Here is a 12,556-nt window from a genome sequence, read left to right as displayed (position 1 = left end):
CTGCACTGGTGACGGTGTGGGAGAGTAGGACGCAGCCGGACAAACATTCACGAAAGCCCCCCAGCCACCACGCTGGGGGGCTTTCGCCATTCCAGGCACACATGGGGGATGGCTCGGAGCCATTGCCCAGCTCGAGGCACACAAAGAGGGCCCCACCAACTCGGTGGGGCCCTCTTCGTCGCTCTGTGCCTCGGTCAGTCACCTGAGGGCTTGGCCATGCCGTCCTTGATGAGGTTCATGACGGACGAGTCCGCCAGGGTCGTCACATCACCGACCTCACGGTTCTCGGCGACGTCCTTGAGCAGCCGGCGCATGATCTTGCCCGAGCGGGTCTTGGGCAGCTCGTCGACGATCATGATCTGCCGTGGCTTGGCGATCGGGCCGATCTGCTGGCCGACGTGGTTGCGCAGCTCCTGGATGAGCTCGTCGCCCTCGGCTCCTCCGGTCTCTCCGTCCTGGCGCAGGATGGCAAAGGCCACGACCGCCTGACCGGTGGTCTCGTCACTGGCACCGACGACGGCCGCCTCGGCGACCCGGGGGTGCGAGACGAGCGCCGACTCGATCTCGGCCGTCGAGAGCCGGTGGCCGGAGACGTTCATGACGTCGTCGACCCGGCCGAGGATCCAGATGTTGCCGTCGGCGTCGTACTTGGCGCCGTCGCCCGCGAAGTAGTACTCCGGGCCGAAGCGGCTCCAGTAGGTGTCCTTGTAGCGCTCCGGGTCGCCCCAGATGCCGCGGAGCATCGAGGGCCAGGGCTTGGTGAGGACGAGGTAGCCGACCTGCTCGGGCTCGGTGAGCGGCTGCCCCTCGTCATCGAGGATCTCGGCGCTGATGCCGGGGATCGGTCGCTGGGAGCTGCCCGGCTCGAGGGTGGTGACCCCGGGGAGGGGGGAGTTCATGATGGCGCCCGTCTCCGTCTGCCACCACGTGTCGACGATCGGGGCGCTGCCGCCGCCGATGTGCTCGCGGTACCAGCGCCAGGCCTCGGGGTTGATCGGCTCCCCGACGGACCCGAGGACGCGGATCGACGACAGATCGTACTTGGCGGGGATGTCCGCGCCCCACTTCATGAAGGTGCGGATCGCCGTGGGAGCTGTGTAGAGGATGCTCACCTTGTACTTCTCGACGATCTCCCAGAAGACGCCCTGGTGCGGGCTGTCGGGGGTGCCCTCGAAGAGCACTTGGGTCGCGCCGTTGGCGAGGGGGCCGTAGACGATGTAGCTGTGGCCGGTCACCCACCCGATGTCGGCAGTGCACCAGTAGACGTCGGTCTCGGGGTGGACGTCGTGGACGACGGCATTCGTGTAGGCGCACTGGGTGAGGTAGCCGCCCGTCGTGTGCAGGATCCCCTTGGGCTTCCCGGTCGTGCCGGAGGTGTAGAGGATGAAGAGCGGGTGCTCGCTGTCGTGCGCCGGAGCCTCGTGCTGGTCGGAGGCGCTGTCGACGACCTCGTGCCACCACACGTCGCGCTCGTCGTCCCACTCGACGTCGATACCGGTGCGCTTGACGACGAGCACCTTGCCGGCGGTCGTGCCGGGCACGGCCCGGTCGACGGCCTCCTTGAGCGGCATCGCCTTGCCCTTGCGGAACTGGCCGTCGGAGGTGATGACGAGCTTGGCCTCGCCGTCCTCGATGCGCGCCTTGAGCGCGTCGGAGGAGAAGCCCCCGAAGACCACCGAGTGCGGGGCGCCGATGCGGGCGCAGGCGAGCATGGCGATGACGGCTTCGGGGATCATCGGCATGTAGATGGCGACGCGGTCCCCCTTCGTCACGCCGAGGGACTCGAGGGCATTGGCTGCCTTGCTCACCTCACGCAGGAGGTCGGCGTAGGTGATGGTGCGGTCGTCGCCGTTGGCGCCGACGACGTGCAGGGCCACCCGGTCGCCGTTGCCGGCCTCGACATGGCGGTCGACGCAGTTGTAGCTGGCGTTGAGCTCACCGCCGACGAACCACTTGGCGAAGGGGGCGTCACTCCAGTCGAGGGTGGTGCCGAAGTCCTGGCTCCACGTGACGTACTCCGTGGCCCTGGCGGCCCAGAAGGCCTCGTGGTCGGCAGCCTCGTCGTAGAGCGAGGCCTGACCCACGGCCTGCTCGGTGAACTCGGGGGTGGGGGCGTAGTCCGTCACATGTCCTCCTCGTCGAGTGGCCGCGCTCCGTCGCGCGGACCTGTGTCCACCACCTAGCCTCTCCTGCGCCCGTCAGGAGCACAACGGCGGGGTCCCACGACGTCGCCGGACGCGGCCCGTCGCACGACGAGCGGTCCTGACGAAGGGGGGTGGGCACAGTGCGCAGCGGTGAGCGGACCTCCCTTCGCCTCGGGTGTGCACAATGCCCAGCGTGTCGCGGAACCGTGGTGCACTCAGCGGCCATCTGCCACGGTGGGGTGATCACAAGGAGGTGGTTGCCGTGTTCACCGAGGGACAGCTGTACTCGCCCGTCACCGAGCACGAGGACGGGACCGTCGAGGTCCATCTTGCGGACACGCACCCGGGGCGCGACGACGCGCACTACCTGCGCCGACGCGGCGAGATCGCCGGCGCCGCGCTGGGCTGGGACCGCGGGCACGAGCCGGTGCCGACCATCGACTACACCGACGCCGAGCACGACATCTGGCGCCGGGTGAGTGCCGAGCTCGCTCCGCTGCACGAGCGCCACGCCCACCGTGAGTACCTCGAGGCCAAGGCACGGCTGGACCTGCCGACGGATCACGTGCCCCAGCTGGCCGAGGTGAGCGAGCGGCTGGTGCCGATCACCGACTGGAACTACGTCTGTGCGCCCGGTCTGGTCCCGTTGCGCGACTTCTACGCCGACCTGGGGGCCCGCGCCTTCAACTCCACGCAGTACCTCAGGCATGGCAGCGAGCCGCTCTACACGCCCGAGCCGGACATCATCCACGAGGTCATCGGGCACGCCAACCAGCTCGCCAGCCCCCGTCTGGCCGCGATCACCGAGGCCGCGGGCCGGGCCTCGTTGCGTCTGCAGACCGACGAGGCCATGAAGCTCGTGGCCGACGTCTTCTGGTTCTCGATCGAGTTCGGGGTCATGCACGACGGGAGCGACCTCAAGGCCTACGGAGCCGGGATCCTCTCGAGCTACGGCGAGATCCAGGAGTTCGGGCAGATGGAGATCCGCGAGCTCGACCTCGCCGACATGGGCACCCTCAACTACGACATCACCGCCTACCAGCCGGTGCTCTTCGCCGCCAGGTCGATGGACCACCTCGAGGACGTCGTCGGAGACTTCTTCGCGACCGTCGACGACGAGGCGGCCGCAGCGCTGCGCCACGAGGCCGTGCGCAGGGGACTGCTCCCCGTGTCAACCGCGACGGGCTGACCGCCTGTGGCTCCGACGAGGCCACGGACGCGACGCCGAGCAGCTCGGCGACGAGCGAGAGCGCGTCCCCGAGCGAGGAGACCTCGGCCGAGGAGACTCCGGCGCAGGAGACCACGAGCGAGGACACGACGTCGCCCGAGTCCGAGGAGGACGAGGACAGCGACGACGCTCCGGCGGCGGAGCTCACCAAGCCCGGGACCGAGCTCAAGCTCGGCGAGACCGCGGTGATCCCGCAGGGCGACGACGGCGCGACCCTCGAGCTGACGGTCACCGAGGTCACCAAGGGGGCGAGTGCCGACCTGTCGCAGCTCAAGGACGCCGACAAGTACAAGGGCTACACGCCGGTCTACGTGCAGTACACGATGACCGGGACCGACTCCTCGGCGGACCTCGGCGGCGACGTCCTCGATGACGTCGACGTGATCACCAGCGACGGCCGCAAGGCGTCCACCCTCGTCATCATCGGGACCTCGCCCTTCGCCAAGTGCGACCGCAACTCGGTGCCGGACGACTTCGGCCCCGGTGACACCGAGACCACCTGCGACGTCGCGATGGTCCAGGGCGGCCAGGAGGTCAGCGGCGCGCAGTACTCGCCCTACGACGGTGACTACGCCGACGATGGCGCGATCGTCTGGACGAAGTGACGCACCGACACGCCTGACGTGCGAAGGGGGAGGCCACGGCCTCCCCCTTCGCACGTCATGGCAGGAGCGCCTCGATGCCCGAGACGAGGATGCGCAGGCCGGTGCCGAAGTCGCTCGGCTCGCGCTCGGCGGTGAGGATCCCTGAGCGCGCGGCGACGTCGTGCGACTGCTCGTCGTAGGCGTGCCCGTAGACGAAGTGCAGCAGCGTGCGTGCGGCGGTCGGCGCCACGGCCGGGGAGATGCCGGCCTCGCGCAGCAGGCGGGACAGCTCGTCGAAGGGGGTCTGCCCGCCCATCCCGAAGGCCCACATGCTCATCACGAGGTCCGCGCCGTCGGGGTAGGCGGTGACTGCTGCGTGCAGCTGCGTGCAGCGCTCCTGCACCCGCGCCTGCCAGGGGGCGTCGTCGGGTGTCGACGGGCGCGGGGCGCGCGCGAGGATCTCGTCGGCCACGGCCCCGAGCATCGCCTGCTTGTTGGCGAAGTGGTGGTACAGCGCGCTCTGCTGCACCCCGAGCTCGGTGCCGATGGCGCGCATCGTCAGGTCGGGCAGGCCGACCCGGGAGAGCAGGCCGAGGGCGGTGGCGACGATCCGCTCGTGGGAGAGCGGCTGCTGGCGGGTCCGTCGCGTCGGCGGCACGGGCGCTCCCTTCGAGCGGATCGAGATCGGGGGTCCAGTTGACCACACGTGATCGAGGGCCCTAATCTGAACGCCGTTCACTTGGGTGAACGGCGTTCATTCACATGAGGGGAATCGGCAGCATGACCACAGCACCGGCCGCCCGGGCCGCCACGGCGAGCACCGACCTGGCCCTCGTCTCCTCCCTCGCCGCACTGATCGCGGTCTGCTCGGTCCTGCCCGCGGTCAACCTCTCGGTCTTCGCGCCGATCACGCTGCAGACCTTCGGAGTCCTCCTCGCCGGCGCGGTCCTCGGGGCTCGACGCGGCGCGCTCGCGGTCCTCCTGTGGATCCTCGTCGGGGCGGTCGGGCTGCCCGTCTTCGCCAACGGCAAGGCCGGGCTGCCGGTCCTCGTCGGCCCGACCGGGGGATACATCCTCGGGTTCGTCGTCGGGGCGGCGATCATCGGGGCCGTCGCCTCCGTCGCGGTCCGGCGCGCCGGTCGCGGCACCGTGTGGGTGCTCACCGCAGGAGGGCTGCTCGCGCTCCTGGTCGTCCACGCCGCCGGCATCGTCGGCCTGCACCTGCGGGCGGGGCTCGGGTGGCAGGCGGCCGCCACCGTCGACGGCGCCTTCTGGATCGGTGACCTGGTCAAGCTCGCGGCCACCGTGCTCGTCGCGGGCGCGGTGCACCGCGCCTTCCCCGACCTGCTGCGTCGCCGCGCCTGATGGCCCGCATCGAGCTCGACCGGGTCACCGTCCGCCGGCCCACGGCGACCGGCGACCTGCTCGTGCTCGACGAGACGAGCCTGCTCGTCAGCGAGTCCCGCGTGGCGCTCATCGGCCCCAACGGCGCCGGCAAGTCGACTCTGGCCCGTCTCGTCAACGGGCTCGTCACCGCCTCGACGGGGGCCGTGCACGTCGACGGCGTCGACGTGGCACGTCGCGGCCGCGAGGTGCGGCGCCGGGTGGCCTTCACCTTCACCGACCCGCACGCACAGCTCGTCATGCCGACGGTCGCCGAGGACGTGGCCCTGTCGCTGCGGGCCACGCGACCCGACCGACGTGACCGCGATGCTGCCGTGGCCGAGGTGCTCGAGCAGCACGGCCTGGCCGGTCTGGCCGACCGCAGTGTCCACGCGATCTCCGGCGGGCAGGCCCAGCTGCTCGCCCTGACGAGCGTCCTGGCCACCGGCCCGGACGTCCTCGTCGCCGACGAGCCGACGACGCTGCTCGACCTGGCGGCCTCCCGACGGGTCGGGGACCTGCTCATGGGGCTGCCGCAGCAGGTGCTGCTCGTCACCCACGACCTCGAGCTCGCCAGCCGGTGCGACCGGGCACTCCTCGTCGACGGCGGCCGGGTCGTGGCCGACGGACCCGCGGCCGACGTCGTCCACCACTATCGCGCCCGGGTGGCCGCATGCTCCTGATGGTGCACCGTCCCGGGACCTCGCTCGTCCACCGGGTCCCGGCGGGTGCCAAGCTCACCCTGCTCGCCGCCGTGGGGGTCGGGCTGGCCATCACTGGCGGCTGGCTGTGGGCAGCACTCGCGCTGGGTGCTGCGCTCACCCTCCTCGTCGTTGCTGGCACCCCCGTGAGGGTGCTTGCGACCACCCTGCGCGGACTCGTCCTCGTGATGCTCGCGCTCGGTGCCTGGCTCACCTGGCAGGCGGGCTGGCCCCGCGCCGCCGAGACCGTCGGTGACCTCGTGGCACTCGTCCTGCTCGCACACCTCGTCACGGCGACGACCCGGGTCGACGACATGCTCGACACCGTCGAGCGGGCCCTGCGCCCGCTCCGCCGATTCGGCGTGCGCCCCGACCGCGTCGCCCTGGCGATCTCGCTCGTGCTGCGGGCCGTGCCGGCCACCGCCGAGGCGGCCGGGCAGACGCGGGACGCGGCGCGGGCACGCGGGCTGGAGCGCGACCCCAGGGCGACCTTGACCCCCTTCGTCGTGCGGGTCGTGCGTGACGCGCGGCTGCGGGGGGAGGCGCTCCACGCCCGAGGTGTGGGCGATGACCAGACCGGAAGACACGGATGAAGGGAAGACCATGACCACCTACGACGAGATCGTCGCGCGGGTCCTCGCCGGCGCCGAGGCGACGCCGCAGGAGGCACTGACGGTGCTGCGCGCTCCGGACGAGGACGTGCTCGACGCGGTCGCCGCAGTGGCCCGGCTGCGGCGGGCCCACTACGGGATGAGCGTCAAGGTCAACTACCTCGTCAACCTCAAGTCCGGGCTGTGCCCCGAGGACTGCGGCTACTGCTCCCAGGCGCTCGGGTCGACCAGCGAGATCCTGCGCTACACCTGGCTCAAGGAGGACCAGGCGCTCGACCAGGCGCGGGCCGGGGTGCGGGGAGGGGCGTCGCGTGTGTGCATGGTCGCCAGCGGTCGCGGCCCCACCGACCGTGACGTGGAGCGGGTCGTGGGGATGGTCGGCACGATCAAGGAGGAGCACCCCGAGGTCGAGGTCTGTGCCTGCCTCGGGCTGCTGCGCGATGGTCAGGCCGAGCGCCTGCGCGAGGCGGGTGTCGACGCCTACAACCACAACATCAACACCGCCCAGTCGCACCACGACTCCATCGTCACGACGCACACCTACGAGGACCGGGTGCGTACCGTCGCCATGGCCCAGGGAGCCGGGCTGTCGGCGTGCAGCGGCCTCATCGCCGGCCTCGGGGAGAGCGACGAACAGCTCGTCGAGGCACTGGTCGCCCTGCGGGAGATGGGGTCCGACTCCATCCCGGTCAACTTCCTCATCCCCTTCGACGGGACGCCCAAGCAGCAGACGTGGGAGCTGACCCCGCTGCGCTGCCTGCGCATCCTCGCCGCCGCGCGACTGCTCGCGCCGGCCGCCGAGCTGCGGATCGCGGCGGGCCGCGAGATGCACCTGCGCGGCGTGCAGGGGCTGGCGCTGCAGGTGGCCAACTCGATCTTCCTCGGCGACTACCTCACCGCCGAGGGACAGGCAGCGGAGGAGGACCTCGCGCTCATCGCGGACCACGGGTTCACGGTCCTGGGGGCCGACGAGCCGACCGGCGACGGGGCGACCGGGACCGTGCCGGCCATCCGGCGCCGCGGGGCCGGCACGAACGTCCCGGCCAACGCCTGAGGACATGACGAAGGGGGGAGAGCCGCGGCTCTCCCCCCTTTCGCCCGTGGGGTGGTGCTGGTGATCGGTCAGTGGTCGATGACCTCGGCGACGCCGTGACCGGTGAGGCTGCGCACCTCCATCTCCGCGTACTTCGCGCGGTTGAACTCCTGGCTCGTCACCGAGCCCAGCCAGCCGAGGAAGAAGCCCAGCGGGATGGAGATCAGGCCGGGGTTGGCCAGCGGGAAGATGTCGAAGTCGGCGTTCTTGAGCATCGCGGTCTCGGACCCGGAGACGACGGGGGAGAAGGCGATGAGGATGAGCGCCGACGCGAGGCCGCCGTACATCGACCACAGCGCACCCCGGGTGTTGAAGCGCTTCCAGAAGAGGCTGTAGAGGATGGTCGGCAGGTTGGCGCTCGCCGCGACGGCGAAGGCCAGCGCCACGAGGAAGGCGATGTTCTGGTCCTTGGCCAGCATGCCGCCGAGGATGGCGACGACACCGGTGCCGACCGCGGCGTAGCGCGAGACCTTGACCTCTTCCTCCTGGGTGGCCTTGCCGTGCTTGAAGACCTGGTTGTACAGGTCGTGCGCGAAGCTCGCGCTCGCCGTGATCGTCAGGCCGGCGACGACTGCGAGGATCGTCGCGAAGGCGATGCCGGAGACGATGCCGAGCAGCCAGGAGCCACCAAGTTCGTAGGCGAGCAGCGGAGCAGCGGCGTTGGCCTTGCCCGGCGCGGCGTTGATGACCTCCGGGCCGACGAGGGCGCCGGCGCCGTAGCCGATGACGAGGGTCAGCAGGTAGAAGCCGCCGATGAGCCAGATTGCCCACTCGACGGACTTGCGCGCCTGCCTGCTCGTCGGGACCGTGTAGAAGCGCTGGAGCACGTGGGGCAGGCCGGCGGTGCCGAGCACGAGGGCGAGCGACAGCGAGATGAAGTCGATCTTGGTCGTGAGGTTGACGCCGTACTTCAGGCCCGGCTCGAGGAGCTTCTCGCCGGCGGCGGGGTTCTTGTCGACGGCCTCCTGCATGAGGGAGGAGAAGTTCATGCCGAACATCCCGAGCACCCACACGGTCATGATCGCGGTCGCGGCGATGAGCAGCACGGCCTTGATCATCTGGACCCAGGTCGTGCCCTTCATGCCGCCGATCATCACGTAGGCGACCATGACGATGCCGACGATCGCGATGACGGCATTCTGCGCGAAGGCGCCGTCGACGCCGAGGAGCAACGAGACGAGGCCGCCGGCGCCGGCCATCTGGGCGAGCAGGTAGAAGAAGGAGACCGCGAGCACGGACGTGGCCGTCGCGATGCGCATCGGCCGCTGCTGCAGCCGGTAGGACAGCACGTCGGCGAGCGTGAAGCGGCCGGTGTTGCGGAAGAGCTCGGCGACGAGGAGCAGCGCGACGAGCCACGCCACGAGGAAGCCGATCGAATAGAGGAAGCCGTCGTAGCCCTGCAAGGCGATGGCGCCGGCGATGCCGAGGAAGCTCGCCGCGGAGAGGTAGTCGCCGGCGATGGCCAGGCCGTTCTGGCGGCCGGAGAAGGACGCGCCTCCGGTGTACATCTGGCTCGCGGTCTTGTGGCCGGCCGCGACCTTGACGACGATCGCCAGGGTCACGACGACGAAGACGACGAAGATCGTGATGTTGAGCGTGGCGGACCCCGTCTGGGTCGCCGCGGGGACAAGGGTGCTCATCCGTCCACCTCCGGGGTCTCGTGCGCACCGACCTGCTCGGCCAGTGCCTCGGCCGCGGGGTCGAAGACCCGCCCGGCCCAGCGGATGTACAGGATGGTGATGGCGAAGGTCGTGACGAACTGCCCGAGCCCGAGGATCAGGCCGATGTTGATGTTGCCGAGCACCTTGGTGCCCATGAATCCGGGGGCGAACATCGACAGCAGGACGTAGAGGAAGTACCACGCGAGGAAGAACGCGGTCACGGGGAAGACGAAGTTGCGGAAGGTCCGGCGCAGCTGGCCGAACTCCTGCGACTCCTGCACGGCGATGTATCGCTCGCCGAGCGGCTGAGCGTCGTTGCTCATGGGCTCACCTCCGGGTCGTGGGTGGGTTCGGACATCGGTGGCCGAACGCACCCACAGTGGGGCAGCCCACACCCCGGGTGGGGGAGGTGCGTCGGGTGCCGCGGTCGGCGGGGCCTGACGTCGCCGTGCGGGCAGGCGTCGTGCGGTGAACGGTGGCGTGGGGGCGACGAGCGGTCAGGCGCCGGCGAGGACGTCCTCGGGGGCGTGCAGTCGGGTCATCGTCCGCGCCCACCGCCGCGGCCGTGGTGTCACGAGGGAGACCGCCATGGTCACGGCGAAGGCGAGCGGTGTCGCCCAGGCCGTCGGCGCGGCGACGAGGGCGCCGCCCCACCCGTCGGGCGCGCTGTCGGTGACCGAGACGAGCGCGGCGAGGGTGGTGCTCACGCCGCCGACGGTGATGCCCGCGGCGGCTCCCTTCGCCGTCAGCCGTGGCCACCAGACGCCGAGGATCAGCAGCGGTGCGAAGGTCGCGGCGGCGATGGCGAAGGCGTGGCCGACCGCCGACGAGATGCCGACCGGGGCGGCGGTGACGGCCGCGACGAAGGGGGCGAGGACCCCTGACACCGCGGCGATGCGGAAGGAGGCGGCCGGGCCGGCGTCGCCGTGGGTGAGGCGGGCGGTGAGCGGACGGAGCACGTCCTGGTCGATGGCACCGGCGACCGACATCGTCACGCCCGACGCGGTGGCGAGGAAGGCGGCGAAGGCGCCCCCGGCGGCCATGGCGGTGAGGAGCTGACCGTCGAGACCGTCAAGCATCGCTGCCGGCAGGGCGAGGACGACGGTGCGGCTGGGGTCGTCGGAGATCTCCGAGGGGGCCAGGTAGGCGCGACCGAGCACGCCGTAGACCGGCGGGAAGAGGTAGAAGAGCGACAGCAGCGCCAGGACGGAGACCGTCGTGCGGCGTGCGGCCACACCGTCGGGGTTGGTGTAGAAGCGCACGGCGATGTGCGGCAGGCCCATCGTGCCCAGGCAGAGCGCTGCGAGGGTGCTGTAGGTCGTGAAGAGGGTCCGCGAGGTCTGGTCTGCCGACGTGAGCGGCTCCCACCACGAGCTGTCCGCCTGCGGCGTGGGTGCGCCGCTGCGCTGCCAGACCGCCAGCAGGACGAAGGCGGGGACCGCGATCGCGGACAGCTTGAGCCAGTACTGGACCGACTGGACGAGGGTCACCGAGCGCATGCCCCCTGCGACGACGTTGAGCGTGACGATGACCGTGAGGACCGTGGCGCCGACCCAGGTCGGTGCACCACTGACGTGGCGCAGCGCGAGCCCGGCGCCCTGCATTTGCGGCAGCAGGTAGAGCCAGCCGATGCCGACGACGAGGAGGGCGCAGCCGCGGCGCAGTGCCGCGGACTCCAGTCGGCTCTCGGCGAAGTCGGGCAGGGTGTAGGCGCCGGAGCGTCGAAGGGGGGCGGCGACGAGGATGAGCAGCACGAGGTAGCCCACCGTGTAGCCCACGGGCATCCACAGCATGTCGACCCCGCGTTCGTAGACCAGCCCGGCGACGCCGAGATAGCTTGCGGCAGAGAGGTACTCGCCGCCGATGGCGCTGGCATTGCGCCATGGCGTGACGGTGCGGCCGGCGACGTAGAAGTCGCTCGTCCCCTTCGCCAGGCGCAGGCCGAGGGCGCCGAGCGTCAGCGTCACCAGGCAGACGAGGGCGATGGCGACGACGCTGAGCGGTTGGTTCATCGGCGACTCACGAGGTCGCTGAACTCCGCCTCGAGCCGCTCGGTCGCCCGCACGTACCAGCGGGCGACGAGGACGACGCCCGGGTAGACGAGGACCCCGAGGAGGAGCCAGGCGACGGGCAGGCCGAGCACGGAGACCCGCCGAGCGGCCGGGGCGAGGGCGAAGATCATCGGAAGCGCCCCCAGGGTGGCGACCCCGAGAGCGAGGGTGCCGAGCGAGAGCTGCAACTGGGCGCGGCGCAGGGAGTTGACGTAGGTCGACCCAAGTCGTGACTCGTCGACGATCTCCTCGCGGACGGTGCGGCGTCGGGGCGTGCGCGAAGGGCGTCGGGTCCGGGTGACGCGCACACGCTGGGGTGGGCTGGTCACCCTTCGTCCGTCGTGGCGCGGGGGCGCAGCAGGGTGCCGCGCAGGTGGCGGGTGTGCCGGCGGCTCACCTGCAGCTCGGTGCCGTCGACGAGGACCGTGCAGCGACCGCCGTCGTTGTGGATCTCGCTGATGTGCCGCGTCGAGACCAGGGTCGAGCGGTGGATGCGCACGAAGCCGGCTTCGGCCCACCGCTCCTCGAGGGTCGCGAGGGGGATGCGCACGAGGTGCGAGCCGGTGGGGGTGTGCAGCCGGGCGTAGTCGCCCTGGGCCTGCACCCATCGGATCTCGCTGCGGCGCACGAAGCGGGTGACGCCCCCGAGCTCGACGGGGATCGTCTCGTCGTCCTCGGGGGTGGCCTCGGGCTCGTCGTCGCGATCGGTGGCCGCCAGGCACCGGCGCACCGCCTCGCCGATGCGCTCGGGGCGGACCGGCTTCATCAGGTAGTCGACGGCGTCGAGGTCGAAGGCGTCGACGGCATGGGTGTCGTGGGCGGTGACGAAGACGACCTGGGGCCGCTCGCTGAAGCGGCGGATGACCCGGGCCAGCTGCATGCCGTCGAGCCCGGGCATCGAGATGTCGCTGAAGACGACGTCGACGTGCTCGCGCTCGAGGGCCGCCAGCGCGGAGGTACCGCTCGAGGCGGTGAGCACGCGGCCGACGCGCTCGTCCTGGTCGAGCAGCCACGCCACCTCGTTGCGCGCCGGGGCCTCGTCGTCGACGACGAGGACGGTCAGCGCGGCGGTGCGTGGCGGGCGCGGCATGGCCACCAGA

General features: G+C 71.0%; 13 protein-coding genes. 6 read left to right on the top strand and 7 right to left on the bottom strand.

What is annotated here, in order from left to right:
* Nucleotides 1-194: 194 nt before the first annotated feature.
* Complete coding sequence (acs, locus tag B9B60_RS14965; protein ID WP_084452628.1) at nt 195-2,126, bottom strand: acetate--CoA ligase; 1,932 nt, start codon at nt 2,124-2,126, stop codon at nt 195-197.
* A 280-nt stretch (nt 2,127-2,406) separates the two neighbouring features.
* Here acs and B9B60_RS14960 point away from each other — a divergent pair, with 280 nt between their 5' ends.
* Entirely contained in the window at nt 2,407-3,333 is a 927-nt protein-coding gene (locus B9B60_RS14960; RefSeq protein WP_084452626.1) for a phenylalanine 4-monooxygenase, read from the top strand.
* Nucleotides 3,334-3,557: 224 nt separating this feature from the next.
* Nucleotides 3,558-3,977: a hypothetical protein gene (locus B9B60_RS14955; protein WP_084452625.1), complete on the top strand. Its 420-nt coding sequence runs from the start codon at nt 3,558-3,560 to the stop codon at nt 3,975-3,977.
* 55 nt (nt 3,978-4,032) lie between these two features.
* Here the strand turns inward: B9B60_RS14955 and B9B60_RS14950 are convergent, their stop codons facing one another.
* Complete coding sequence (locus B9B60_RS14950) at nt 4,033-4,614, bottom strand: TetR/AcrR family transcriptional regulator C-terminal domain-containing protein (protein ID WP_084452623.1); 582 nt, start codon at nt 4,612-4,614, stop codon at nt 4,033-4,035.
* 122 nt (nt 4,615-4,736) lie between these two features.
* Here B9B60_RS14950 and B9B60_RS14945 point away from each other — a divergent pair, with 122 nt between their 5' ends.
* From B9B60_RS14945 to bioB, 4 genes are read left to right on the top strand one after another with little or no spacing between them, the layout of a single operon-like run.
* Complete coding sequence (locus B9B60_RS14945; protein WP_084452621.1) at nt 4,737-5,321, top strand: biotin transporter BioY; 585 nt, start codon at nt 4,737-4,739, stop codon at nt 5,319-5,321.
* Nucleotides 5,321-6,022: an energy-coupling factor ABC transporter ATP-binding protein gene (locus tag B9B60_RS14940; RefSeq protein WP_084452619.1), complete on the top strand. Its 702-nt coding sequence runs from the start codon at nt 5,321-5,323 to the stop codon at nt 6,020-6,022. The genes B9B60_RS14945 and B9B60_RS14940 overlap by 1 nt, the downstream gene beginning before the upstream one ends.
* Nucleotides 6,013-6,633 (top strand): CbiQ family ECF transporter T component, encoded by a 621-nt coding sequence (locus B9B60_RS14935; RefSeq protein ID WP_084452616.1) that lies wholly within the window; start codon nt 6,013-6,015, stop codon nt 6,631-6,633. The genes B9B60_RS14940 and B9B60_RS14935 overlap by 10 nt, the downstream gene beginning before the upstream one ends.
* Nucleotides 6,634-6,643: 10 nt before the next feature.
* On the top strand, nt 6,644-7,705 hold the full coding sequence (gene bioB / locus B9B60_RS14930) for a biotin synthase BioB (protein ID WP_084452615.1): 1,062 nt from the start codon (nt 6,644-6,646) through the stop codon (nt 7,703-7,705).
* A 68-nt stretch (nt 7,706-7,773) separates the two neighbouring features.
* On the opposite strand, the gene B9B60_RS14925 is transcribed toward bioB, so the two are convergent.
* The 5 genes from B9B60_RS14925 to B9B60_RS14905 form a co-directional block, all read right to left on the bottom strand.
* On the bottom strand, nt 7,774-9,384 hold the full coding sequence (locus tag B9B60_RS14925) for a solute symporter family protein (protein WP_084452613.1): 1,611 nt from the start codon (nt 9,382-9,384) through the stop codon (nt 7,774-7,776).
* A complete protein-coding gene (locus B9B60_RS14920) occupies nt 9,381-9,728 on the bottom strand; it encodes a DUF485 domain-containing protein (RefSeq protein WP_072625497.1) in 348 nt (115 codons plus the stop codon). The genes B9B60_RS14925 and B9B60_RS14920 overlap by 4 nt, the downstream gene beginning before the upstream one ends.
* A 174-nt stretch (nt 9,729-9,902) precedes the next feature.
* A complete protein-coding gene (locus B9B60_RS14915) occupies nt 9,903-11,417 on the bottom strand; it encodes a sodium/solute symporter (protein WP_084452611.1) in 1,515 nt (504 codons plus the stop codon).
* A complete protein-coding gene (locus B9B60_RS14910) occupies nt 11,414-11,785 on the bottom strand; it encodes a hypothetical protein (RefSeq protein ID WP_084452609.1) in 372 nt (123 codons plus the stop codon). Before B9B60_RS14910 ends, B9B60_RS14915 begins: the two co-directional genes overlap by 4 nt.
* Complete coding sequence (locus tag B9B60_RS14905) at nt 11,782-12,546, bottom strand: LytR/AlgR family response regulator transcription factor (protein WP_072626333.1); 765 nt, start codon at nt 12,544-12,546, stop codon at nt 11,782-11,784. The genes B9B60_RS14910 and B9B60_RS14905 overlap by 4 nt, the downstream gene beginning before the upstream one ends.
* Nucleotides 12,547-12,556: the final 10 nt, after the last annotated feature.

The organism is Janibacter indicus (genome assembly GCF_900176385.1).
GTDB classification, from domain to species: Bacteria; Actinomycetota; Actinomycetes; order Actinomycetales; family Dermatophilaceae; genus Janibacter; species Janibacter indicus.
This window is presented reverse-complemented; position numbering and strand designations above follow the sequence as displayed.